Here is a 23,546-nt window from a genome sequence, read left to right as displayed (position 1 = left end):
TAATAAATAGGAGTGACGCTACAGTAGCGTCAGCCTGGTGAAAAAGCCAGTTCAGCCGCCGCTTTCAGGGGACGATTTCAGCCTGTTCCGAATGCCGGCTGCGCCAGGCCGTTGGCGTAAGGCCGGTGATACGGCGAAACTCGCGGTTAAAGTTCGATTTGGTCTGAAACCCGGCCTGTTCCATAACAACAATCACCGACGCATTGCTTTCCACCAGCAGCCTCATCGCCTCAGCAATGCGCCAGCCGTTGACGTAGTGCGACACGCTCTGCCGGTGCACGGCGTTGATCGCCGCAGAGACCTGACGCGCCGGAATACCGGTTTTCCGTGCCAGCATCAGCAGATTCAAATCGGCGCGCTGATACAGGCCCTCGCGCATCACCCCCTCCACCGCCGCCAGAATCATCGACTGCTGCGCGGCATCACCCCGGCTGGCGCACGCCCTCTCCGCCCCCGGAAGCGGCGTCTCGCCCCCGGAAGCCAGCAACGAGCCCGGCGTCTGCGGCATCGCGGGCAGATGCGCAGCGATAGTTTGCGCAGCAGCGGCAACCGGCCGGTGTGCGCCAGCGCAGACGGCTGCGCCCGGGTCCGCGACGTTTGCAGCACCCTCTCCAGCAACTGCCGCCGCTGCCTCTGCCCCTGCTGCTTCATCTCCAGCCCTTGCCGCGTGCTTCTCTGCCGGGCCCGGCCCCCCTGCGACCACCGGTGTCAGCACCAGTAATACTGAGAGCACCGCGCAGATCAGCAGGTTACCGCCCAGCAACAGGCCGCCGGTTCCCGCTCCAGCGGCAAAGTCGAACAGCAGCGTAACGGTGACGTCGAGCAGCGCCACCGCCACCAGCAGCCAGGCGGCGATGCGCCAGCCGGTGACCGTTAACGCGCTGTGGCTGAACGCGAGCGGATAAAACGCGTCGCTGCCGCCGCGCAGGCGGTGCAACATTGCGGCGGCGCAGCCCAGCCAGACGGCGGGCAGCAGCGGATCGATCGCCTGCGGCAGCCACGCCACCGCCGCCGCCATGGTCAGGATCGCCCCGGCAGCAGCAAGGTAACGCGGCCGCCGGCCCATCGCCTGCGCCAGCGCGGCGCGGCACAGCAGCGGCAGCGCGGTGGCGGTCACCGGCAGCAGCCGCGGCCAGCCGTTAGCACCCGGCAACGCCACCAGCCCGGCGTTCAGCGTGTGAACCAGGCAGATCAGCAGCAGCGCTCGCCACGGCCACCCCGTCGCCCGCCGTTGTAACAGCAGCAGCAGGCAGACCAGGCTGAGCAGAAAATTAACCGGTATCAGCATGGGACTCTATCGCGATCGAGGACGCCACGCGTCCGTAAACTTTTGATAATAGGCTTCTTTATACACAAGGAATCCAGAAAATGCGCGTAATAATTGTCTTACTGCTGCTGATTACCAGCTTCACCAGCCACGGTTATAGTGTGGGCAGCCAGCTTGAAACTGTCAGCAACGGCCAGCATGGCCGCCCGTTAAAAGTGAGGATTTTCTACCCCAGTGCCGACGCGGGCGTCCCCACGTTGCAGGGGGCGAATGCCGTTTTTAGCGGATTCAGTGCGATTGAGCATGCTCATCCTGCGCACGGACGTTTCCCATTGATCGTGCTGAGCCACGGCAGCGGCGGCAACAATACCAGCCTCGCCTGGCTGGCGGTGCCGCTGGCGGCCCGCGGGGCGATCGTCATCGCCGCCAGCCACCCCGGCAGCACCACCGGCGACTCGCGGCCGCAAACCGACCTGACGCTGCAAATCCGCGATCTCAGCCAGCTGATTAGCCACTATCTGCAGGCCCCGGCCTGGCGGCCTTACATCGACCGCAACAACGTCGGTGCCATCGGCCACTCTAAAGGCGGCTACAGCGTGCTGGCGCTGGCCGGGGCACAGGTGACCCGCGAGAGCCTGACCCGCTACTGTCAGCAGATGCCGCAGATGCCGGACTGCCAGTTTTACCAGCGCGGCGGCGTGCAGCGCGAGCAGACCGACAATGCCCGGCTGGCGGCCAGCTACCGCGATACGCGGGTGAAGTGGGTGGTGGCGCTCGATCCGGGCATGAGCTACGCCTTCACCCCGGCCAGCCTGCAGAGCATCAGCGTGCCGCTGCGGGTGATTGCCGCCGGCTACTACATCCGCGCCACCGGCGATATGACGCTGGGCGCAGAACGGCTCCCCCTGCCGGTAACGGTGCTGAAAGACGCCGGGCATTACGATTTCCTGCCGCTGTGCCAGCCGACGGCGCAGAAGATTTTAGCCGGGGAGGAGGAAGGGGAAGCCTTTATCTGCGAAACGCCCGCGGCAGAGCGAGAACTGATCCACCGCCAGACGATTGCGGCAGTCGGGGCGCTGATGCAGCGCGTCACGCATTCGGGAGGGAAATAACAGGCATAAAAAAGCCGGTTCAGCTGAACCGGCTTTTTATCAACGCTCGCAGGGTGAACGATTACTCGTCGTCTGCCTCAGCGGCGTCGTCATCGGCGTCGGCCGCATCGTCTTCCGCGTCCACTTCCGGGGCGATCTCGTCATCCCCTTCCGCCACGCTGCCGTCGATGGCGTCCAGCTCTTCTTCTTCCACCGGTTCCGCCACGCGCTGCAGGCCGACCACGTTCTCGTCTTCAGCGGTACGGATCAGGATCACACCCTGGGTGTTACGGCCCACCACGCTGACTTCGGAAACGCGGGTACGTACCAGAGTACCGGCGTCGGTAATCATCATGATCTGATCGCTGTCGACCACCTGCACCGCGCCGATCACCGGCCCGTTACGTTCGGTGACTTTAATCGAGATCACGCCCTGAGTCGCACGCGACTTGGTCGGGTACTCGCTGTTGGCGGTACGCTTGCCGTAACCGTTTTGCGTCACGGTAAGGATTGCCCCCTCGGCACGCGGTACGATCAGCGACACCACGCTGTCGCCTTCGGCCAGCTTGATGCCGCGTACGCCGGAAGCGGTACGGCCCATGGCGCGCACGGCGGTTTCTGCAAAGCGCACCACTTTACCGGCCGCAGAGAACAGCATCGCCTCGTCCTGGCCGTTGGTCAGCGCCACGCCGATCAGCTCATCGTCGTCACGCAGGTTCACCGCGATAATGCCGGCGCTGCGCGGACGGCTGAACTCGGTCAGCGCGGTTTTCTTCACGGTACCGCTGGCGGTAGCCATAAAGATGTTGAAGCCTTCCGCATACTCGCGCACCGGCAGGATCGCGGTGATACGCTCGTTGGCTTCCAGCGGCAGCAGGTTGACGATCGGACGTCCACGTGCGCCACGGCTGGCTTCCGGCAGCTGGTAAACCTTCATCCAGTACAGGCGGCCACGGCTGGAGAAGCACAGAATGGTGTCGTGGGTGTTGGCCACCAGCAGACGGTCAATAAAGTCTTCTTCTTTAATACGCGCGGCCGACTTGCCTTTACCACCACGGCGCTGGGCCTCGTAGTCGGTCAGCGGCTGGTACTTGACGTAGCCCTGATGCGACAGGGTAACCACCACATCTTCCTGGTTGATCAGGTCTTCGATGTTGATGTCCGCGCTGTTGGCGGTGATTTCAGTACGGCGTGCATCGCCAAACTGGTCGCGGATCAGGATCAGCTCTTCGCGGATCACTTCCATCAGACGATCGGCGCTGCCAAGGATATGCAGCAGCTCGGCGATCTGCAGCAGCAGATCCTTGTACTCGTCCAGCAGCTTCTCGTGCTCAAGGCCGGTCAGCTTCTGCAGACGCAGGTCGAGGATCGCCTGGGCCTGCTGTTCGGTCAGGTAGTACTGGCCGTCGCGGATACCATACTGCTCTTCCAGCCACTCCGGACGCGCGGCGTCATCACCGGCACGCTCCAGCATGGCAGAGACGTTGCCCAGCGCCCACGGACGCGCGATCAGGCCGGCCTTCGCTTCGGACGGGCTGGCCGCACGGCGGATCAGCTCGATAATCGGGTCGATGTTGGCCAGCGCCACCGCCAGGGCTTCGAGGATGTGCGCACGGTCACGCGCTTTACGCAGCTCAAAGATGGTACGGCGGGTGATCACCTCACGGCGGTGGCGGACAAAGGCTTCCAGAATGTCCTTCAGCGGCATGATTTTCGGCTGGCCCTGGTGCAGCGCCACCATGTTGATACCGAACGAGGTCTGCAGCTGGGTCAGTGAGTAGAGGTTGTTCAGCACCACTTCACCGACCGCATCGCGCTTCACTTCGATCACGATGCGCATGCCGTCTTTATCGGACTCATCGCGCAGGGCGCTGATGCCTTCCAGACGTTTCTCTTTCACCAGCTCGGCGATTTTCTCGATCAGGCGCGCTTTGTTGACCTGATACGGGATCTCATGCACCACGATGGTTTCGCGGCCGGTTTTGGCGTCCACTTCCACTTCGCCACGGGCGCGGATGTAAATCTTGCCGCGGCCGGTGCGGTAGGCTTCTTCAATTCCGCGGCGGCCGTTGATGATCGCGGCGGTCGGGAAGTCAGGGCCCGGGATGTGTTCCATCAGCCCTTCGATGCTGATGTTCTCATCGTCGATATAGGCGAGGCAGCCGTTGATCACTTCGGTCAGGTTGTGCGGCGGTATATTGGTCGCCATCCCCACCGCGATACCGGATGAACCGTTGATCAGCAGGTTAGGGATTTTGGTCGGCATCACTTCCGGGATCTGCTCGGTGCCATCATAGTTTGGCACAAAGTCGACGGTCTCTTTTTCCAGGTCCGACAGCAGTTCGTGAGCGATTTTTGACATGCGCACTTCGGTGTAACGCATGGCCGCCGCGGAGTCGCCGTCCACGGAACCGAAGTTACCCTGGCCGTCGACCAGCATATAGCGCAGCGAGAACGGCTGTGCCATACGCACGATGGTGTCATACACCGCGCTGTCACCGTGCGGGTGATATTTACCGATGACGTCGCCGACAACACGGGCGGATTTTTTATACGGCTTGTTCCAGTCATTACCGAGCACGTTCATGGCGTAAAGCACACGGCGGTGTACCGGCTTCAGACCATCACGGACATCTGGCAACGCACGGCCAACGATGACCGACATTGCATAATCCAGATAAGAGTTCTTTAACTCTTCTTCGATATTGACCGGTGTAATTTCGCGGGCCAGGTCGCTCATGGAGGCGCTTTCCTTACTGTTAATTCCCGGATTCAAAGGTGCGAAAGTATATCACAATGCGTCCAGGTGGTGAACGGAAAGCGGCGGTTTGGCCGCTTTATTGCATTCCCGGCCGGGTGGCTGGCGTTGCGCCGCCCACCGCCGCGTGGAAAGATGTATACTTCAGCAAATTTTGGCAGGAGTAAGAACCGAATGACGACGGAAAAACACCCGGCTGGCGCCAACGTAGACGCCAGCGAGATCGCAAAATTTGAGGCGGTGGCCTCACGCTGGTGGGATCTGGAGGGGGAATTTAAGCCCCTGCACCGTATCAACCCGCTGCGCCTCGGCTGGATTGGCCAGCATTCGGGTGGGCTGTTTGGTAAGAAGATCCTCGACGTCGGCTGCGGCGGCGGCATCCTCGCCGAGAGCATGGCGCGTGAAGGGGCCAACGTCACCGGGCTGGATATGGGGGCCGAACCGCTGCAGGTGGCGCGCCTGCACGCCCTGGAGAGCGGCGTCAGCATCGACTACGTGCAGCAAACCGTCGAAGAGCACGCGGAGCAGTTCGCCGGCCAGTACGACGTGGTGACCTGTATGGAGATGCTGGAGCACGTGCCGGACCCGCGTTCGGTGGTGCACGCCTGCGCGCGGCTGGTAAAGCCCGGCGGCGAGGTGTTTTTCTCCACCATTAACCGTAACAGCAAGGCGTGGCTGATGGCGATTATCGGCGCGGAGTACGTGCTGCGCATGGTGCCGCGCGGCACCCACGATATTAAGAAATTTATCCGCCCCGGCGAGCTGCTGAACTGGGTGGATGAAACGCCGCTGCGCGAGCGCCATATCATCGGCCTGCACTACAACCCGCTGACTAACCACTTTAAGCTGGCCCCCGGCGTCGACGTCAACTACATGGTGCACACCCACCGCGAACTGGCGGATTAACCCGCGGCGGGCGGATCCTTCCGCCCGTTTATTTCGCCGCCCTGCCGACGCCGGTTAGCAGGGCGAACCTGTTTACCCTGCTGGCGCCCTGCCCGCTCACCACACGGATATGCTGGCTTTTGCCGTCCCTTTAGTCGATTCGCAAAGAATGCGCAAGAATTCCGCGATCGAACTTTTTATGCAAAATAATTCTCTGCCCATTGACATCAACCTGGAGCCTTTAGATACGCGGACTTAGCCAAAAACCCCGTCACCCGCCCTCAAAACCCTGCGAAAATCAAGCCTTGTTAAGCATGGGGAAAACCCTAAAATATGCCCCATCTAGTGACAACAACTTCTTCCAACCCCTACATATAGTGTTTATCCACAGAGTTACTCACAATGAGCAGGCTGTGTATAAACGTGGGGATTATTTGCTATAAGGACAGGTAAAACGCGACATGAATCAGAGTCTGCTTGTAACCAAACGCGACGGCCGCACCGAACGCATCGATCTCGACAAAATCCACCGTGTGCTCGACTGGGCTGCCGAAGGGCTGCAAAACGTCTCCGTCTCTCAGGTTGAACTGCGTTCACATATTCAGTTCTATGAAGGCATCCGCACCTCTGATATTCATGAAACCATCATCAAGTCTGCCGCCGACCTGATCTCGCGTGACGCGCCGGACTACCAGTACATGGCCGCGCGCCTGGCGATCTTCCACCTGCGTAAAAAAGCCTACGGCCAGTTTGAGCCGCCGGCGCTGATTGACCAGGTGAAACGCATGGTCGATATGGGCAAATATGACCGTCACCTGCTGGAAGACTACAGCGTGGAAGAGTTCGCCGAGATGGACGGTTTTATCGACCACTGGCGCGATATGAATTTCTCCTACGCCGCGGTCAAGCAGCTGGAAGGCAAATATCTGGCGCAGAACCGCGTCAGCGGTGAGATCTACGAGAGCGCGCAGTTCCTCTACATCCTGGTCGCCGCCTGCCTGTTCTCCGGCTACCCGCGCGATACGCGCATGAGCTACGTTAAGCGTTTCTACGATGCGATCTCCACCTTTAAAATCTCGCTGCCGACGCCGATCATGTCCGGCGTGCGTACCCCGACCCGCCAGTTCAGCTCCTGCGTGCTGATCGAGTGCGGCGACAGCCTGGACTCGATTAACGCCACCTCCAGTGCGATCGTGAAGTACGTTTCCCAGCGCGCCGGTATCGGCATCAACGCCGGCCGCATTCGCGCGCTGGGCAGCCCGATCCGCGGCGGTGAAGCCTTCCATACCGGCTGCATCCCGTTCTACAAACACTTCCAGACCGCCGTTAAGTCCTGTTCACAGGGCGGCGTGCGCGGCGGGGCAGCCACGCTGTTCTACCCGATGTGGCATCTGGAAGTGGAAAGCCTGCTGGTGCTGAAAAACAACCGTGGCGTGGAAGGCAACCGCGTGCGCCATATGGACTACGGCGTGCAGCTGAATAAGCTGATGTATCAGCGCCTGCTGAAAAACGAAGATATCACCCTGTTCAGCCCGTCTGACGTGCCGGGCCTGTACGACGCCTTCTTCGCCGACCAGACGGAGTTTGAGCGCCTGTACACCAAATACGAAAAAGACGACAGCATCCGTAAGCAGCGTATCAAAGCGGTTGAGCTGTTCTCGCTGATGATGCAGGAGCGCGCCTCCACCGGTCGTATCTACATTCAGAACGTTGACCACTGCAACACCCACAGCCCGTTTGATCCAAGCATCGCGCCGGTACGCCAGTCGAACCTGTGTCTGGAAATTGCGCTGCCGACTAAACCGCTGCTGGACGTGAACGACGAGAACGGTGAAATCGCCCTCTGTACGCTGTCGGCGTTTAACCTCGGTGCCATCGACAGCCTGGACGACCTGCAGGAGCTGGCCACCCTCGCCGTGCGTGCGCTGGACGCGCTGCTCGACTATCAGGATTATCCAATCCCGGCCGCCAAACGCGGTGCCATGGGTCGCCGTACTTTAGGTATTGGCGTGATTAACTTCGCCTACTACCTGGCGAAGAACGGCGTGCGTTACTCCGACGGCAGCGCCAATAACCTGACGCATAAAACCTTCGAGGCGATCCAGTACTGGCTGCTGAAGGCCTCCAACGATCTGGCGATCGAACAGGGTGCCTGCCCGTGGTTCAACGAAACCACGTATGCGCAGGGCATTCTGCCGATCGACACCTACAAGAAAGATCTGGATGCGATCAGCAACGAGCCGCTGCACCTCGACTGGGAAGCGCTGCGTGAGTCAATCAAAACCCACGGCCTGCGTAACTCCACGCTGTCGGCGCTGATGCCGTCTGAGACTTCGTCGCAGATCTCCAACGCCACCAACGGTATCGAGCCGCCGCGCGGTCATATCAGCATTAAGGCGTCTAAAGACGGCATTCTGCGTCAGGTGGTGCCGGAGTATGAGCGCCTGAAAGACCAGTATGAGCTGCTGTGGGAGATGCCGAACAACGACGGCTATCTGCAGCTGGTTGGCCTGATGCAGAAATTTATCGATCAGGCGATCTCTTCGAACACCAACTACGACCCGACGCGCTTTGCCAACGGTAAGGTGCCGATGAAGCAGCTGCTGAAAGATCTGCTGACCGCCTATAAGTTCGGCGTGAAAACGCTGTACTATCAGAACACCCGCGACGGCGCGGAAGATGCGCAGGACGACCTGGCGCCATCGATTCAGGATGACGGCTGCGAAAGCGGCGCCTGCAAAATCTGATACAGCTGAACAGGGCCGGGGCAACCCGGTCTCTGTACGTGATACCGTCGGCCGGGCTCTCCCGGCCGCTATCTTTTCATACCGGCCGGCGTTTCCGGCATCAAGACACTGGAACTACTGATGGCTTACACCACGTTTTCACAGAATAAAAATGACCAGCTGAAAGAGCCGATGTTTTTCGGCCAGTCGGTTAACGTTGCCCGTTTCGATCAGCAGAAATACGACATTTTTGAAAAGCTGATCGAAAAACAGCTGTCGTTCTTCTGGCGTCCGGAAGAGGTGGATGTTTCCCGCGATCGCATCGACTATCAGGCGCTGCCGGACCACGAAAAACACATCTTTATCAGCAATCTGAAGTACCAGACCCTGCTGGATTCGATTCAGGGCCGCAGCCCGAACGTGGCGCTGCTGCCGCTGATTTCAATCCCGGAGCTGGAAACCTGGATTGAGACCTGGGCGTTCTCTGAGACCATTCATTCGCGCTCTTACACCCATATCATCCGCAACATCGTTAACGATCCGTCGCTGGTGTTTGACGATATCGTCACCAACGAGCAGATCCTGTCGCGCGCCAAAGATATTTCCGGCTACTACGACGATCTGATCGAGATGACCAGCTACTGGCATCTGCTGGGTGAAGGTACCCATCAGGTGGGCGATAAGACCGTTACCGTTAACCTGCGCGCGCTGAAGAAGCAGCTCTATATCTGCCTGATGAGCGTCAACGCGCTGGAAGCGATCCGCTTCTACGTCAGCTTTGCCTGTTCGTTCGCGTTTGCCGAGCGCGAGCTGATGGAGGGTAACGCCAAGATCATCAAGCTGATCGCCCGTGATGAGGCCCTGCATCTGACCGGCACCCAGCATATGCTTAACCTGCTGCGCAGCGGCGAAGACGATCCGGAGATGGCGGAGATCGCCGCCGAGTGCCGTCAGGAGTGCTATGACCTGTTTGTGCTGGCGGCCGAGCAGGAGAAAGAGTGGGCGGAGTATCTGTTCAGCGGCGGTTCGATGATCGGCCTGAACAAAGATATTTTGTGGCAGTACATTGAGTACATTACCAACATTCGTATGAATGCGGTGGGGCTGGATCTGCCGTTCAAAACCCGTTCTAACCCGATTCCGTGGATCAATTCGTGGCTGGTGTCGGATAACGTGCAGGTGGCACCGCAGGAAGTGGAAGTGAGCTCTTATCTGGTCGGCCAGATCGATGCGGAAGTGAACACCGACGATCTCAGCGATTTCGAGCTGTAAGCGGCCCGTTCGATGTCCCGTTCGTTGATTACGCTGCGTGCTTCGGGTACGCAGCTGGAGTGTCAGGGTGAGCACCCTTCCCTGCTGGCAACGCTTGAAGCACAGCAGATCTGCGTGGAGTATCAGTGCCGTGAAGGTTACTGCGGTTCCTGTCGCGTGCAGTTGCTGAAGGGCCAGGTGAGCTATGCTGAGAAGCCGCTGGCGTTTGTGCAGCCGGGGGAGATTTTACCCTGCTGTTGTCGGCCGCAGGGTGATATTGAGATCGATCTCTGAGGGCGGTTCAGGTCGCCTGCCTGCACCCTGGCAGGCTCCCATCGCTTTATGTTCTGAGTCGTCTTTTGGAGAAAACCGTTAAGTCCGTGCACGGCTCAGGGAGCCTGTACACTCCGCAAAGACGCAAAAAACGTCGTCCCTGACAGCTCAGCGCGGGCCTTCCCTGGCCCGCGATGCTTTGCTCCGTGTACAGGCTCCCTTCGCTTTACGTTCTGAGTCGTCTTTTGGAGAAAACCGTTAACTCCGTGCACGGCTCAGGGAGCCTGTACACTCCGCAAAGACGCAAAAAACGTCATCCCTGACGGCTCAGCGCGGGCCTTCCCTGGCCCGCGATGCTTTGCTCCGTGTACAGGCTCCCATCGCTTTATGTTCTGAGTCGTCTTTTGGAGAAAACCGTTAAGTCCGTGCACGGCTCAGGGAGCCTGTACACTCCGCAAAGACGCAAAAAACGTCATCCCTGACAGCTCAGCGCGGGCCTTCCCTGGCCCGCGATGCTTTGCTCCGTGTACAGGCTCCCTTCGCTTTACGTTCTGAGTCGTCTGTAGGGAAAAATCAGCATTCAGCAATGATTCATTAACTATGAGAGCGTTTCCACCACGTCGATCCAGCCGTGGCCGGTGGTGACGCTTTGTTCGTTCAGCCAGCGGCGCAGCATGTTCATCGCCAGCATGGCGACCATGTCCTGTCGCGCTTTCAGAGCGTACCGGCTGACGTTGAAGCGCACTTTCTGCGCGTGTGTCCCCTGCGGGGTGTGCAGCGCAAAACCCAGTAAGTCGTCATGGATGCCGCCGACCACCAGCCCCAGTTCGGCACCGCTTTCCAGCGCCAGCTGCTCTGCGCGGGCGGCCAGTTCGGCCAGCGTTTCCGGCTGGGTGGGCAGGATGTTACCTGCGGCCAGTTCGCTGCCGCCGGAGGCCAGCTGCCACTGCAGCAGGCCGGCGGTAAACTGCTCGCTGACGCTCAGGCGCAAATCGCGTTCATGCAGACGGCGCGCCAGCTGTTCCGGCAGCGTTTCGAAGCCTTCAAAAATGACGCTGTCGCCGGCCAGTTCGCGTACCTGTTGCCAGAATGCTTCCATCTCGGCCAGTCTTGACGCCGGGCCGTTCAGCTTCAGTTCGATGATCGGCATCGATGCGCGGTAGCCCATCACCAGCCCTTCCGGCAGCGCCAGTGCTTCGATTTCTGAGGCCAGGTCGCTTTCGCCCCGGCCAAAGGTGGTCATGCGCAGGCACAGCGGCGGCTCGGGCAGCTTAAAGCGCGCTTTCAGGCGCGGCAGGATCTGATCGGTGACCATGACCTTGTATTCCGACGGTACGCCCGGGGTGAAGAAGATCCAGCAGCGGTTCAGCTCAATCGCAAAGCCACAGGCGGTGCCAACCGGGTTATCGATCATCTCAGCACCAAGGGGGATTTCAGCCTGTTTGCGGTTGCTCGGTGCCATCACCTTGCCCCGGCTGGCAAAGAACGCCTCCATTTTTGCCAGCCATTCGGCGTGAATTTGCAGTGGAACGCCTGCCGCCGTGGCGGCGGCCAGTGCGCTGAGGTCGTCGCTGGTCGGGCCGAGGCCACCGTTGACGATCAGCACGTCGGCGACCTTGCTGCGTTCGGTCAGCACCTGCACCAGCTCCGGCAGGCTGTCGCCCACCGTCTGGCGGCTGGTCATCGGCAGGCCGTGCTCAAACAGCAGCGCGGCCAGCCAGGCGGCATTGGTATCGACGATCTGCCCGTGCAGGACTTCGTCACCCGTAGCGAGCATTTCCACTCTGATCATTGTTTTCTCCGGTAGGGTCGTTTTTTTCACTTTAAGAACAGCTCAGGAGAAAAACAATGGCTACTGTGCAATTAAAGCGACTCAGGCCAACGGCACCCGCTGCGCCACCAGAGTGAGGATGCGGTAAAGCGCGACGTGCTGCTGGTGCTGGTTAAAGACCTGTACGTCCCACTCCACCACGCCACAGGGCGGCTCGTCCGTTTTTGGGGCTTTTCTTCTCTTGCTCAGGCAGGTCAGCTGCGCCTGCAGGGTATCGCCGATTTTAACCGGATGGGTAAAGCGCAGCGCTTCCAGCCCGTAGTTGGCCAGCACCGGACCGACCCCGGCATCGACAAACAGCCCGGCGGCGGCGGCAACCACAAAGTAGCCGTGTGCCACCCGCTCACCAAACAGCGACTGCGCGGCGGCGATGGCATCGGTGTGAGCGTAGAAGCGGTCACCGCTCAGGTTGGCAAAACTGACGATATCCGCCTCGGTGATGGTGCGCCGGGCGGTCAGCACGCCGTCGCCCGGATGCAGCTCATCAAAATGCTTGCGGAACGGGTGGCGGTGGTCGGTGTGCAGCGGCGCGCCGCGCAGCCACTGGCCGCCCACCGCCGCCAGCATCAATGGGCTGCCCTGCACGGCGGTGCGCTGCATATAGTGTTTGACCGCCCGCAGCCCGCCCAGCTCCTCGCCACCGCCGGCGCGCCCCGGTCCGCCGTGAACAAGTTGTGGTAACGGCGAGCCATGGCCGGTGGACTCTGCCGCTGCCGCCGCGTCCAGTACCAGCAGGCGGCCGTGGGCACAGGCGACAGCCCGTACTGTCTGTGCCGCCAGCGCCGGATCGGCGGTGACCAGCGTCGCCACCAGGCTGCCCTGGCCCATCAGCGCCAGCGAAATCGCCTGTTCACGGCTGGCGTAACTCATCAGCGTGGCCACCGGGCCGAACGCCTCCACACCGTGTACTGCCTCGTTGTGCAGCGGGTCACGGCACAGCAGCAGGGTGGGCGGGTAAAAGGCACCCGCCGGGTTGCTGCCCTCGCTCAGCTCCAGTTGCGCCAGCGAACCGCCACACAACGCCTCGCAGCCGCTACTCAGCAGCCGGTCAACCTGCTGCTGCACCGCCTCACGCTGGGCGTGGCTGGCCAGCGCGCCCATGCTGACCCCGGGTAGCGCCGGGTCACCCACCACCACCGCAGCCAGCGCCTCAGACAGCGCCTGCTGTACCGCTGGCAGCTGCGTTTCAGGCACCAGAATGCGGCGGACAGCGGTACATTTCTGACCAGCCTTACTGGTCATTTCGCGTACGACTTCGTCAATAAATAGTGAGAATTCAGCCATTTTTGGCGTCACGTCATCGCCGAGGATGCAACAGTTCAGCGAATCCGTCTCCATACTGAACGGAATGGATTTCGCCAGCAGGCCAGGGTGAGCCCGCAGTTGCCTGCCGGTCTGCGCCGACCCGGTAAACGTGACCACATCCTGATAATCGAGATGGCTGAGCAGGTCCCCCACCTCACCGCAGATCAGCTGCAGCGCCCCCTCCGGCACCAGCCCGCTGTCGGTAATCAGCCTGACCAGACCCTGCGCCAGCGGTGCCGAGGTACTGGCAGGCTTGACGATCGCCGGCATCCCGGCCAGCCAGCAGGGGGCCAGTTTCTCCAGCATCCCCCAGCAGGGAAAGTTAAAAGCGTTGATATGCAGCGCCACGCCCTGACGGCTGCTCAGCAGATGCCGGGCAACAAACTGCCCCTGTTTTGACAACGGGATAGCGTCGTCTTCCAGCCACAGCGTGTCCTCCGGCAGTTCGCGACCGGCGAGGCTGGCATAGGTAAACAGCGTACCGATGCCGCCCTCAATATCCACCCAGCCATCGCGGCGGCTGGCCCCGGTGCGGGCCGAAAGGGCATAGAGGCGCTCTTTGTTGGCCAGCAAAAATTTTGCCAGTGCCTTCAGCATCTGCCCACGCTGCAGAAAAGTCATCGCTGCCAGCGCCTGGCCACCGTGCAAACGCCCGTAAGCCAGGCCTTCCGCCAGGGGCAGCCCCGCGCTGCACAGTTGATAATCGGCTTCACCGCTTAATGGATGGTCAAACCGGCGGGCGTTGCCTTTACCGAACGCCCAGATGCCACACAAATAACTGGTCACATTTTCCATTCTTCCTCCACCAATACCATTTAATGATACTTATCATTTTTATGGTGTATCACATTACAGCAAAATCTAACCAGCGCTGTTTTTGCTAAAAATGGAAAACGCATTTTTAATGCACTTGTCATTTAAAAAAATAAATCACTGTTAAATATAGTTTTTTAAAAATATTTGTGAAGCGCGATCGTAAAACCACATTTCCTGTGTGGATCAGGGAAGGCGCTGCTCGTAGAGTGAATAACTGATACTTATTTTTTCATTTAAAACCGAATAGTGAATCAAATTAAATGGAGAGCACGATGGATAACGCCGACCTGCAGAGGCGATTTGACGCCGCCATCGCCGACGAGCGGGCGATAGAACCCCGCGACTGGATGCCTGATGCCTACCGCCAGACACTGATCCGCCAGATTGGCCAGCACGCCCATTCTGAGGTGGTCGGCATGCTGCCGGAGGCGAACTGGATCACCCGCGCGCCCAGCCTGCACCGTAAAACAATTCTGCTGGCTAAAGTGCAGGATGAAGCCGGGCACGGGCTTTACCTCTACAGCGCCGCCGAAACCCTCGGCTGCAGCCGCAGCGAGCTGTATCAGAAGATGCTGGCGGGCCGGATGAAATACTCGTCAATTTTTAACTACCCGACCCCGGAATGGGCCGATATCGGGGTCATTGGCTGGCTGGTCGATGGCGCGGCCATTGTTAATCAGGTGGCGCTGTGCCGCACCTCTTATGGCCCCTACGCACGGGCGATGGTGAAAATCTGCAAGGAGGAGAGTTTTCACCAGCGCCAGGGCTATGACGCCTGTCTGGCGCTGGCCTGCGGCACGCCGCAGCAGCGCGCCATGCTGCAGGCAGCCATCAATCGCTTCTGGTGGCCGGCGCTGATGATGTTTGGCCCCAGTGACAAAGACTCCACCCACAGCGCGCAGAGCCTGGCATGGAAAATAAAGCGCCACAGCAACGACGAGCTGCGGCAGAAATTTGTTGATAACACCTTACCGCAGCTGGAGGCACTGGGAATGACCGCCCCCGATTCGGCGCTGCATTTTGATGAGGCCAGCGGTCACTATCGTTTTGGTGAGATCGACTGGCAGGCGTTTTATGCGGTGATCGCCGGCCACGGCATCTGCAATTACGAGCGGCTTGCGGCCAAAAACCTGGCCTGGCAGGCGGGCTGCTGGGTGCGCGAAGCTGCACTGGCCCACGCTACAAAACATCCATCCCACGCTGCAGGAGCACCTAATGACTCAGGAATGGCCGCTGTATGAAGTTTTTATCCGAAGCCAGCAGGGGCTGGCTCATCGCCACGTCGGCAGCCTGCACGCCGCCGACGGGCAGATGGCGCTGGAAAACGCCCGCGATGCCTACACACGGCGCGGGGAAGGCAGCTCGGTATGGGTGGTGCCTTCCGCGCAAATCTGCGCCTCACAGCCGGAGGATCGCGGCGCATTCTTTGACCCGGCTGACGATAAAATCTATCGCCATCCGACCTTCTTCCCGCTGCCTGATGGCATCAAAAATATGTGAGGCCGGATGAACCTTCCACAGGATGACCTGCTGCACTACGTGCTGCGTCTGGCGGATACGCCGCTGATCCTCGCCCAGCGGCTGGGCGCCTGGTGCGGCCACGCGCCGGAGCTGGAGATCGACCTCGCACTGGCCAACATCGCGCTGGATCTGCTGGGCCAGGCGCGGAATTTCTATCAGTACGCCGCCGGACTGGCCGGGCCGGGCTGGGATGAGGATCGTTTCGCTTTTCAGCGCGACGAATCCGCGTTCAGTAACCTGCTGCTGGCCGAGCAGCCTAACGGCGGTTTCAACGACACGCTGGTGCGCCAGTTCCTGCTGGATGCGTGGCACCACTGTCTGTACCGGCAGCTCAGCCTCAGCCGTGATGCGTCGCTGGCGGCGATAGCAGCCAAGGCGCTGAAGGAGGTCACCTATCACCTGCGTTTCAGCAGCGGCTGGATGATCCGCCTCGGCGACGGCACCCTGCAAAGCCATGACAGAATGCAGCAGGCGCTGAACGGGCTGTGGCGCTTTACCGCTGAACCCTTTCTCAGCGATGCAACCGAGCAGCGGCTGGTGCAGCAAGGGATCGCGCCCGATGCGGCCGCACTGCAGGCGGCCTGGCATACGCTGACCGCCCCGGTGCTGCAGGCCGCCACCCTGCCCCCACCGACTGAGGCGGCCTGGCGCCACGGCGGCAAACAGGGGCAGCACAGCGAACATTTCGGCTATCTGCTGGCAGAGATGCAGTTCCTGCCACGCAGCCAGCCTGGCTGCCGCTGGTAAGGGGGGACGATGAAGATCACACAAATGACTCTGCAGCATCCTGCTGTTGCTGGTATCTGGCGCTGTCTGCGGCAGATCCCCGACCCGGAGCTGCCGCTGTTATCCATTACCGAGCTGGGGATGATCCGCGCGGTCAATGCAGCTCCGGCTGGCTGGCAGGTGGTGCTGACACCCACTTACTCCGGCTGCCCGGCCACCAGGTTCCTGCAGGACGACATCCGCCAGCGGCTGCAACAGGCAGGGTATCCGTCGGCCGAGGTGGTGGTTAGTCTGCATCCGGCCTGGAGCAGTGACTGGATCAGTGAGACTGGCCGCCGCAAGCTGCTGGAGGCTGGCATTGCGCCGCCCCACCGCTGTGCGGCAGCGACGATCTGCCCTGTTGCCTGCCCGCGCTGCGGCAGTCTGCACACCGAACAAATCAGTGAGTTTGGCTCTACCGCCTGTAAAGCGCTGTACCGCTGCTGCGCGTGCCGCGAACCCTTTGATTACTTCAAGTGTCTGTGAGGGGAAAACGATGTCACAGTTTCATCATCTGACGGTAGAGGCCATTGAACGACAAACGGCCGATGCCGTGGCCATTACCTTTTCCCTCCCTCCGGGGGCGGCGGAGATCTGGCGCTTCACGCCCGGCCAGCATCTCACCCTGCGCGCCCGCGTTGATGGCGAAGATCTGCGCCGCTGTTACTCCATCAGCTCCGCGCCAGAAGATAACCGGCTGCAGATTGGCGTCAGGGCGGTGCCGGGCGGCCGCTTTTCACAGCATCTGCACCGGCATCTGCACCCCGGCGACACGCTGGACGTCATGCCGCCACAGGGGCAGTTTGGCTACCGGCCCCGTCCCGGGCACCAGGGTGATTATCTGGCACTGGCGGCAGGGTCAGGCATTACGCCGTTGCTGGCGATTATCAGCAGCACGTTGCAGCAGGAGCCCGACAGCCGCTTCACGCTGGTTTACGCCAACCGCCATACGCAGTCGGCGATGTTTCGCCAGACGCTGGCCGATTTGAAAGATCGCTTTCTGCAGCGGCTGCAACTCTTCTGGCTGTTCAGCCAGGAAAGCTCGGACAGCCCGTTACTCAGCGGGCATATCGACGCCGGGTACCTGGCGCAGCTGCATGCCCTGATCGGGCTGAACCACTTTCAACAGGCGTTTATCTGCGGCCCGACGGCGATGATGGACAACGCACAAAGCGCGCTGCGACAGGCCGGGATCGCCGCACAGAATATTCACCGCGAACAGTTTGATGCCGGCCACCAGCACCCGTTACCCATCCGCACCAGCCGTGATCAGCGCTGCGACGTGGAAATTCTGCATGACGGCCGCCGCCAGAAAATTGCCCTGCAGCCGCAGGACCGCAGCATTCTGGACGCTGCGCTGCGCCAGGGGATCGACCTGCCCTTCGCCTGTAAGGGCGGGGTTTGCGCCACCTGTAAATGCCGCCTGAAATCCGGCGACGTGACGATGGAGGTCAACTACAGCCTCGAACAGGATCAGCTGAACGCAGGCTATATCCTCAGCTGCCAGGCATGGCCGAAAGGCGACGGCGTGGTGCTGGACTTTGACGTTTAGGAGCCATGATGAACGAGACACCGAATTCACCACAGGCCAGCGCTGACGGCGGGCAGCAGGCCGGCGAACATCAGCCGCCGGTGCTTGCACGGCTGACGCACGGCGTGCTGCAACTTACCCTTAACCGCCCGCAGCGGCTGAACAGTTTTAATCCCGCGATGCACCTGGCGCTGGCCGCCGCGCTGGAACGCGCCGAAACCGATGACGCCGTGCGCTGCGTGCTGCTGACCGGGGCCGGCCGGGCGTTTTGCGCCGGGCAGGATCTCAGCGACCGCCGTACTCGCCCGGGCGATAACCCCGCCGACCTCGGGCTGTCGGTTGAAAAACACTATAACCCGCTGATCCGACGGCTGACCGCGCTGCCAAAGCCGGTGGTCGGCGCGATTAACGGCGTGGCAGCCGGAGCCGGGGCCTCGCTGGCGCTGGCCTGCGATCTGACGCTGGCCGCACGTTCGGCCAGCTTTCTGTTTTCATTCTGCCGCGTAGGGCTGGTGCCGGACAGTGGCGCCAGCTGGTTTCTGCCGCGCAAAGTGGGTTACGCCCGGGCGGCGGGTATGGCCCTGCTGGGCGATAAGATCGGCGCAGAGCAGGCCCTGAACTGGGGGTTGATCTGGCAGGTGTGGGAGGATGACCAGCTGGAAAACGCCTGCCTGCAGCTGGCGCAGCGGCTGGCCGGGCAGGCAACCGCCGCGCTGGGTATGACCAAGCGGGCACTGCAGGCAGCGGCCACCCACACCCTCAGCCAGCAGCTGGATCTGGAGCGCGACCTGCAACAGCAGGCCGGTCGCAGTGACGATTACCGCGAAGGCGTCAACGCTTTCCTGACAAAGCGGCAGGCACACTTCAGCGGAAGATAGCAGCCAACACGCCGCGCGGGGTCAGCACGGCAATCACATCATCTATCAGGGAGAGACAAAATGAGTAGCCTGGTTCCAACCCTTGATCCGATCGAATATGCCTCACGCGAGGCACTGGAAGCCCTGCAGCTGGAGAGGCTGAAGTGGACACTGCATCACGCCTGGGAAAACGTGCCGATGTACCGGAAAAAGTTTACCGCGGCGGGCGTGCACCCCGGCGATCTGCGGCAGCTGAGCGATATCGTTAAGTTCCCTTTCACCTCCAAGCAGGATCTGCGCGACAACTATCCCTTTGCCACCTTTGCCGTCCCCTGCGAGCAGATTGTGCGCCTGCACGCCTCTTCCGGCACCACCGGAAAACCGACGGTGGTGGGTTATACCGCCGCCGACCTGGCGCGCTGGTCCGGGCTGGTGGCTCGCTGCCTGCGTTCGGTGGGGGTAACCTCACGTGATAAGGTCCATATTGCTTATGGCTACGGCCTGTTCACCGGGGGGATGGGGGCGCACTACGGTGCGGAAAAACTCGGTGCCACGGTGATCCCGGCTTCCACCGGACAGACTGAAAAGCAGGCGCAGTTGATCCTCGACCTGCAGCCGGACGTAATAATGGCGACCCCGTCTTACTGTCTGGCGCTGACCGATGAGCTGGAGCGGCGCATGGGGGGTGATGCGCGCGGCTGCTCGCTACGGCTGGGGGTGCTTGGCGCCGAGCCATGGAGCGCCGCACTGCGCGGTGAGATCGAGAGCCGGTTGGGGATCACAGCCTGTAATATCTATGGCCTCTCCGAAGTGATGGGGCCGGGGGTGGCGATTGAGTGCGATGGCCCGGACGCCGGCTCTACCATCTGGGAAGATCATTTCTATCCTGAAGTCATCGATCCTCTGACGCTGGAACTGCTGCCTGCCGGAATACGCGGTGAGCTGGTTTTTACCAGCCTGAGCAAGGAAGCAATGCCGGTGATCCGCTATCGCAGCCACGATATGAGTTCTCTGTTGCCCGGCGGCAGTAGGCCGATGCGGCGCATGGCCGCTATCAGCGGCCGCTCGGACGATATGCTAATCGTGCGGGGTATCAACATTTTCCCCTCCCAGCTTGAAGAGCAGATTATGCGCTGCCCTGGCCTCTCCTCCCATTATCTGCTGGAAGTGAGCCGCAGCGGCAATCTTGACCACCTGGCGCTGCGGGTGGAGAGAAAGACGACGCTGGATGCCAGCCGCAGTGATGAAACCGCGAAACAGCTGCAGCACCATATTAAATCGCTGATTGGCATCAGCGCGCAGGTCAGCGTGGTTGAACCGGGTACGTTGCCGCGTTCTGAGGGAAAAGCGGTACGGGTTGTCGATAGCAGAGGAACACAGGACGCTGTACCGCATTGAATATGCTAAGGTAAAGGTTGTTTCCGTCCGCAACGGGGCACTGATGCCTGATAAACTCGATAGTTTTATTCGCCGCTCGCTGGCCGTACAGCCGCTGAGCGGTACTTCGCTAATTATCTCTCTGTACGGTGATGCGCTGAGTCAGCGTGGCGGCGAGGTGTGGCTGGGTTCGCTGAGCGCGCTGCTGGCGCCACTGGGCTTCAGTGACCGCTGGGTGCGCACCGCCGTTTTTCGACTGCAGAAGGAGGGCTGGCTGGAGGCGGAAAAAGCCGGACGCCGCAGCTATTACCGACTTTCTGAACACGGCCTGCAACAGTTCCGCCACGCGGAAAGCAAAATCTATCAGGGCGAACCCGCTTTATGGAACGGCGAGTGGGATCTGCTGCTGCTGGATGGGGTGGAAAAAACCGTACGCGCCCGCCTTCGGCAGTCTCTGGGCTGGCTCGGCTTTGGGCAGCTGAGTACAACGCTGCTGGCCGCCCCGGCAGACATCCGCCGCGACGTCACCGCCCTGCTCAGCGAACTCCCCGGGGGCGAGCACACCATCTGGTTCCGCGCACAGTCTGCCGGTGAACGTTCTGCCGGTTGTCTGAAGCGTCAGGTGGCGAACAACTGGGCGCTGGATGAGATGGCAGCGCACTACCAGCAGTTTATTGACGCGTGGCGCCCGCTGATGCTGCTGCTGCGCGATCGACAGCAACAGGTCAGTGAACAACAGGCTTTTGAGCTGTGCCTGTTGCTGATCCATGCCTGGCGCCGGGTGGTGCTGCGCGATCCACAGCTGCCTGACGCACTGCTTCCGCCGCAGTGGCCGGGGCACACGGCACGCCATCTGTGCATCAATCTTTACCGGCGTCTTGCATTACCGGCTACGCGGCGGGTCAGTCAGCTGGCAGAGAGTCGAATTGGCGAGTTGCCACAACCGTGCGCGGCATTTTATCAGCGCTTTGGCGGTCTGGAGTCTGTGGGTCATCAGCAGGCGACTGCTTAAGAAGGGGAAGCGGAACAGATCGGGGCAGAATAACGGCGCCCCTCAGGGCGCAGTTTGTGCAGCTTAGCGGCGTGCCAGCAGCAGGCCAACGACCAGCCCAACGGTGGCACCAACGCCAATCCCCTGCCAGGGTTTGTCATGCACGTACTCGTCGGCGCGGGATACCGCCTGGCGGGCGCGGTAGTAGTAGCTGTCCGACGCGTTGCTGATGCGCGTTTTAACTTCATCCAGCGACTTTTCGGCTTTGGCCTTCAGCTCAACGTACTTCTGATCGGCCGGGTCGCCCGACGATTTCAGCACCTCTTCCAGCGTTTTGGTCAGCAGCGCCAGGTCATCATCCAGGCGATTGTCATTAGGTTCATTTGATACAGACATCTTTCATCCTCCGTGGTCGAATTAATTGTCGCATTCACATTAACTATAGACCGTTTTTCGCCGATGAAATCACTGCGGTTACAGGATTTATCTGATAAATTCTGCGTGAACTGAATCAAACCCTGAGCAAGCTGTCGTAACTCCCTGTACCCGGAAGCCTTCCGGTTATGCGAATGTGTATTTTACATGCACGACAGTCACTACAAACTCGTTCACCTGAGGAAATATTTTCCGGCATGAATCGTAGAATGTTTATGAAAGCGTCAATGGCATTCGCAACCCTGAGCGGGATGTCCGGCTTATCCACCCTGTTCTCCCAGGCCGCCTGGGCAGAGAGCGATATTGCCGACGGCACCGCGGTGCGTTTTGATTTCGACGTGCTGAAAAAGCTGGCCGCAGACCAGGCGAAACATGCCTGGATCGGCGCACCGGCCCCGCTGCCGGACACGCTGGCGACCCTGACCCCGCAGGCCTATAACGAAATCCAGTACGACGCCGGCCACTCACTGTGGAACGGCCTGGATAACCGACAGCTTGACGTTCAGTTCTTCCACGTCGGCATGGGCTTTAAGCGCCGTATCCGCATGTTCTCGGTAGATGGCGACCGCCAGGCCCGAGAAATCCACTTCCGCCCGGAGCTGTTTAACTACAACAACGCTCACGTGGATACCAAACAGCTGGAGGGAAAAACCGACCTTGGCTTTGCCGGCTTCCGCGCCTTTAAAAAACCGGAACTGGCTAAACGCGACATCGTCTCGTTCCTCGGCGCCAGCTACTTCCGCGCCGTGGATGAAACCTTCCAGTACGGTCTCTCCGCGCGCGGCGTGGCCGTCAATACTTTCACTAACGGCAAGGAGGAGTTCCCGGACTTCACCGCCTTCTGGTTTGAAACGCCAAAGGCGGAAGACACCACCTTTACCGTTTACACCCTGCTGGACGGTGCCAGCTGCACCGGTGCCTACAAGTTCATCATTCACTGCGAAGAGAAACGCGTGGTGATGGAGGTGGAAAAACACATCTACGCGCGTAAGGATATCGAGCAACTGGGTATCGCGCCGATGACCACCATGTTCAGCTGTGGCAATAACGAACGCCGCATGTGCGACACCATTCACCCGCAGATCCACGACTCCGATCGCCTGGCGATGTGGACCGGCAGCGGCGAGTGGATCTGCCGCCCGCTCAACAATCCGCAGCGCCTGACCTTCAACGCCTACCAGGATGAAAACCCGCGCGGCTTTGGCATGTTGCAGCTGAATCACGATTTCCAGGATTACCAGGACGTGATTGGCTGGTACAACAAGCGCCCGAGCCTGTGGGTGGAGCCGACGGACAAGTGGGGCAAAGGTGCGGTGGCGCTGATGGAGATCCCAACCACCGGTGAAACGCTGGATAACATCGTCTGCTTCTGGCAGCCGGCCGAGCCGATCAAGGCCGGCAGCGCGCACAGCTACAGCTACAAGCTTTACTGGAGCGGCCTGCCGCCGGTACGCAGCGGCCTGGCGCGGGTGAACGCCACCCGCACCGGCATGGGCGGCTTCCCGGAAGGCTGGGCACCGGGAGAACACTACCCGAACGTCTGGGCGCGCCGCTTTGCGGTGGACTTCGTCGGCGGTGACCTGAAAGCGGCCGCGCCGAAGGGGATTGAGCCGGTGATTAATATCTCATCCGGCACCCTTAAACAGGTGGAGATCCTCTACGTCGAACCGATTAACGGTTTCCGCATCCTGTTTGACTGGTATCCGGACAGCGACGCCACCACCCCGGTGGATATGCGCCTGTTCCTGCGTACCAAAGACGATACGCTGAGCGAAACCTGGCTGTATCAGTACGCGCCGCCGCCGCCGGACAAACGCAAATACGTTGATGACCGGATTATGACCGCCGGTTAAACCATCGACAGGC

Annotated in this window: 19 protein-coding genes; 14 read left to right on the top strand and 5 right to left on the bottom strand. The window is 60.6% G+C overall.

Annotated features, from left to right (window positions below; genetic code table 11):
- Nucleotides 1-64: 64 nt before the first annotated feature.
- Nucleotides 65-1,288: an AraC family transcriptional regulator gene (locus GKQ23_RS08465; protein ID WP_212410278.1), complete on the bottom strand. Its 1,224-nt coding sequence runs from the start codon at nucleotides 1,286-1,288 to the stop codon at nucleotides 65-67.
- An 80-nt stretch (nucleotides 1,289-1,368) separates the two neighbouring features.
- Here GKQ23_RS08465 and GKQ23_RS08460 point away from each other — a divergent pair, with 80 nt between their 5' ends.
- A complete protein-coding gene (locus GKQ23_RS08460) occupies nucleotides 1,369-2,379 on the top strand; it encodes a hypothetical protein (protein WP_212410277.1) in 1,011 nt (336 codons plus the stop codon).
- Nucleotides 2,380-2,440: 61 nt separating this feature from the next.
- Here the strand turns inward: GKQ23_RS08460 and gyrA are convergent, their stop codons facing one another.
- Nucleotides 2,441-5,098, bottom strand: a complete 2,658-nt coding sequence (gyrA, locus tag GKQ23_RS08455; RefSeq protein ID WP_056239588.1) for a DNA topoisomerase (ATP-hydrolyzing) subunit A — start codon at nucleotides 5,096-5,098, stop codon at nucleotides 2,441-2,443.
- Between the two features lie 192 nt (nucleotides 5,099-5,290).
- Between gyrA and ubiG the strand changes: the two genes are divergently transcribed.
- The 4 genes from ubiG to yfaE all read left to right on the top strand — a co-directional run bounded on the left by ubiG (nucleotide 5,291) and on the right by yfaE (nucleotide 10,272).
- Nucleotides 5,291-6,022, top strand: a complete 732-nt coding sequence (gene ubiG / locus GKQ23_RS08450; RefSeq protein ID WP_056239587.1) for a bifunctional 2-polyprenyl-6-hydroxyphenol methylase/3-demethylubiquinol 3-O-methyltransferase UbiG — start codon at nucleotides 5,291-5,293, stop codon at nucleotides 6,020-6,022.
- A gap of 440 nt (nucleotides 6,023-6,462) precedes the next feature.
- Nucleotides 6,463-8,748, top strand: coding sequence for a class 1a ribonucleoside-diphosphate reductase subunit alpha (gene nrdA, locus GKQ23_RS08445; protein ID WP_212410276.1), 2,286 nt, complete (start codon nucleotides 6,463-6,465; stop codon nucleotides 8,746-8,748).
- A gap of 120 nt (nucleotides 8,749-8,868) precedes the next feature.
- Entirely contained in the window at nucleotides 8,869-9,999 is a 1,131-nt protein-coding gene (gene nrdB, locus GKQ23_RS08440) for a class Ia ribonucleoside-diphosphate reductase subunit beta (RefSeq protein ID WP_056239582.1), read from the top strand.
- A 12-nt stretch (nucleotides 10,000-10,011) separates the two neighbouring features.
- A complete protein-coding gene (gene yfaE, locus GKQ23_RS08435; protein WP_056239579.1) occupies nucleotides 10,012-10,272 on the top strand; it encodes a class I ribonucleotide reductase maintenance protein YfaE in 261 nt (86 codons plus the stop codon).
- Between the two features lie 577 nt (nucleotides 10,273-10,849).
- Here the strand turns inward: yfaE and GKQ23_RS08430 are convergent.
- Together GKQ23_RS08430 and paaZ are read right to left on the bottom strand one after the other, a co-directional pair.
- On the bottom strand, nucleotides 10,850-12,043 hold the full coding sequence (locus tag GKQ23_RS08430; RefSeq protein ID WP_212410275.1) for a nicotinamide mononucleotide deamidase-related protein YfaY: 1,194 nt from the start codon (nucleotides 12,041-12,043) through the stop codon (nucleotides 10,850-10,852).
- Between the two features lie 81 nt (nucleotides 12,044-12,124).
- Nucleotides 12,125-14,182: a phenylacetic acid degradation bifunctional protein PaaZ gene (paaZ, locus tag GKQ23_RS08425; RefSeq protein WP_212410274.1), complete on the bottom strand. Its 2,058-nt coding sequence runs from the start codon at nucleotides 14,180-14,182 to the stop codon at nucleotides 12,125-12,127.
- Between the two features lie 293 nt (nucleotides 14,183-14,475).
- Here paaZ and paaA point away from each other — a divergent pair, with 293 nt between their 5' ends.
- Genes paaA through paaX form a run of 8 tightly spaced genes read left to right on the top strand, consistent with a single transcriptional unit; the run spans nucleotide 14,476 to nucleotide 21,266 of the window.
- Nucleotides 14,476-15,444, top strand: a complete 969-nt coding sequence (paaA, locus tag GKQ23_RS08420) for a 1,2-phenylacetyl-CoA epoxidase subunit PaaA (protein ID WP_212410273.1) — start codon at nucleotides 14,476-14,478, stop codon at nucleotides 15,442-15,444.
- Entirely contained in the window at nucleotides 15,419-15,703 is a 285-nt protein-coding gene (paaB, locus tag GKQ23_RS08415; RefSeq protein WP_056239566.1) for a 1,2-phenylacetyl-CoA epoxidase subunit PaaB, read from the top strand. The genes paaA and paaB overlap by 26 nt, the downstream gene beginning before the upstream one ends.
- Nucleotides 15,704-15,709: 6 nt before the next feature.
- On the top strand, nucleotides 15,710-16,471 hold the full coding sequence (gene paaC, locus GKQ23_RS08410; protein ID WP_212410272.1) for a 1,2-phenylacetyl-CoA epoxidase subunit PaaC: 762 nt from the start codon (nucleotides 15,710-15,712) through the stop codon (nucleotides 16,469-16,471).
- A 9-nt stretch (nucleotides 16,472-16,480) separates the two neighbouring features.
- Complete coding sequence (gene paaD, locus GKQ23_RS08405) at nucleotides 16,481-16,975, top strand: 1,2-phenylacetyl-CoA epoxidase subunit PaaD (protein ID WP_056239560.1); 495 nt, start codon at nucleotides 16,481-16,483, stop codon at nucleotides 16,973-16,975.
- A 10-nt stretch (nucleotides 16,976-16,985) separates the two neighbouring features.
- Nucleotides 16,986-18,041, top strand: a complete 1,056-nt coding sequence (paaE, locus tag GKQ23_RS08400; protein WP_212410271.1) for a 1,2-phenylacetyl-CoA epoxidase subunit PaaE — start codon at nucleotides 16,986-16,988, stop codon at nucleotides 18,039-18,041.
- An 8-nt stretch (nucleotides 18,042-18,049) separates the two neighbouring features.
- Nucleotides 18,050-18,898 carry a 2-(1,2-epoxy-1,2-dihydrophenyl)acetyl-CoA isomerase PaaG gene (gene paaG / locus GKQ23_RS08395; protein ID WP_212410270.1) on the top strand — a complete coding sequence of 283 codons (849 nt, stop codon included), beginning with the start codon at nucleotides 18,050-18,052 and terminating at the stop codon, nucleotides 18,896-18,898.
- Nucleotides 18,899-18,958: 60 nt separating this feature from the next.
- Nucleotides 18,959-20,275: an AMP-binding protein gene (locus GKQ23_RS08390; RefSeq protein WP_212410269.1), complete on the top strand. Its 1,317-nt coding sequence runs from the start codon at nucleotides 18,959-18,961 to the stop codon at nucleotides 20,273-20,275.
- A 43-nt stretch (nucleotides 20,276-20,318) separates the two neighbouring features.
- Entirely contained in the window at nucleotides 20,319-21,266 is a 948-nt protein-coding gene (gene paaX, locus GKQ23_RS08385) for a phenylacetic acid degradation operon negative regulatory protein PaaX (protein WP_212410268.1), read from the top strand.
- A 63-nt stretch (nucleotides 21,267-21,329) separates the two neighbouring features.
- Here paaX and elaB read toward each other — a convergent pair whose 3' ends face one another.
- The gene (gene elaB, locus GKQ23_RS08380; protein WP_056239550.1) at nucleotides 21,330-21,641 is read right to left on the bottom strand and encodes a stress response protein ElaB; all 312 of its coding nucleotides are present in this window, start codon (nucleotides 21,639-21,641) and stop codon (nucleotides 21,330-21,332) included.
- Nucleotides 21,642-21,877: 236 nt separating this feature from the next.
- On the opposite strand from elaB, the gene GKQ23_RS08375 reads away from it, so the two are divergent.
- The gene (locus GKQ23_RS08375) at nucleotides 21,878-23,533 is read left to right on the top strand and encodes a glucan biosynthesis protein D (protein WP_212410267.1); all 1,656 of its coding nucleotides are present in this window, start codon (nucleotides 21,878-21,880) and stop codon (nucleotides 23,531-23,533) included.
- Nucleotides 23,534-23,546: the final 13 nt, after the last annotated feature.

Origin of the sequence: Erwinia sp. E602 (assembly GCF_018141005.1) — a bacterium.
Classification (GTDB): Bacteria; Pseudomonadota; Gammaproteobacteria; order Enterobacterales; family Enterobacteriaceae; genus Erwinia.
The sequence above is the reverse complement of the archived record's forward strand: the minus strand, read 5'-3'. Positions and strand labels throughout refer to the sequence as shown.

What these genes read in the sequence shown, in the direction of transcription:
- GKQ23_RS08465 (WP_212410278.1), bottom strand. Translation starts at nt 1,288, where the DNA reads ATGCTGATACCGGTTAATTTTCTGCTCAGCCTGGTCTGCCTGCTGCTG.
- GKQ23_RS08460 (WP_212410277.1), top strand. Translation starts at nt 1,369, where the DNA reads ATGCGCGTAATAATTGTCTTACTGCTGCTGATTACCAGCTTCACCAGC.
- gyrA (WP_056239588.1), bottom strand. Translation starts at nt 5,098, where the DNA reads ATGAGCGACCTGGCCCGCGAAATTACACCGGTCAATATCGAAGAAGAG.
- ubiG (WP_056239587.1), top strand. Translation starts at nt 5,291, where the DNA reads ATGACGACGGAAAAACACCCGGCTGGCGCCAACGTAGACGCCAGCGAG.
- nrdA (WP_212410276.1), top strand. Translation starts at nt 6,463, where the DNA reads ATGAATCAGAGTCTGCTTGTAACCAAACGCGACGGCCGCACCGAACGC.
- nrdB (WP_056239582.1), top strand. Translation starts at nt 8,869, where the DNA reads ATGGCTTACACCACGTTTTCACAGAATAAAAATGACCAGCTGAAAGAG.
- yfaE (WP_056239579.1), top strand. Translation starts at nt 10,012, where the DNA reads ATGTCCCGTTCGTTGATTACGCTGCGTGCTTCGGGTACGCAGCTGGAG.
- GKQ23_RS08430 (WP_212410275.1), bottom strand. Translation starts at nt 12,043, where the DNA reads ATGATCAGAGTGGAAATGCTCGCTACGGGTGACGAAGTCCTGCACGGG.
- paaZ (WP_212410274.1), bottom strand. Translation starts at nt 14,182, where the DNA reads ATGGAAAATGTGACCAGTTATTTGTGTGGCATCTGGGCGTTCGGTAAA.
- paaA (WP_212410273.1), top strand. Translation starts at nt 14,476, where the DNA reads ATGGATAACGCCGACCTGCAGAGGCGATTTGACGCCGCCATCGCCGAC.
- paaB (WP_056239566.1), top strand. Translation starts at nt 15,419, where the DNA reads ATGACTCAGGAATGGCCGCTGTATGAAGTTTTTATCCGAAGCCAGCAG.
- paaC (WP_212410272.1), top strand. Translation starts at nt 15,710, where the DNA reads ATGAACCTTCCACAGGATGACCTGCTGCACTACGTGCTGCGTCTGGCG.
- paaD (WP_056239560.1), top strand. Translation starts at nt 16,481, where the DNA reads ATGAAGATCACACAAATGACTCTGCAGCATCCTGCTGTTGCTGGTATC.
- paaE (WP_212410271.1), top strand. Translation starts at nt 16,986, where the DNA reads ATGTCACAGTTTCATCATCTGACGGTAGAGGCCATTGAACGACAAACG.
- paaG (WP_212410270.1), top strand. Translation starts at nt 18,050, where the DNA reads ATGAACGAGACACCGAATTCACCACAGGCCAGCGCTGACGGCGGGCAG.
- GKQ23_RS08390 (WP_212410269.1), top strand. Translation starts at nt 18,959, where the DNA reads ATGAGTAGCCTGGTTCCAACCCTTGATCCGATCGAATATGCCTCACGC.
- paaX (WP_212410268.1), top strand. Translation starts at nt 20,319, where the DNA reads ATGCCTGATAAACTCGATAGTTTTATTCGCCGCTCGCTGGCCGTACAG.
- elaB (WP_056239550.1), bottom strand. Translation starts at nt 21,641, where the DNA reads ATGTCTGTATCAAATGAACCTAATGACAATCGCCTGGATGATGACCTG.
- GKQ23_RS08375 (WP_212410267.1), top strand. Translation starts at nt 21,878, where the DNA reads ATGAATCGTAGAATGTTTATGAAAGCGTCAATGGCATTCGCAACCCTG.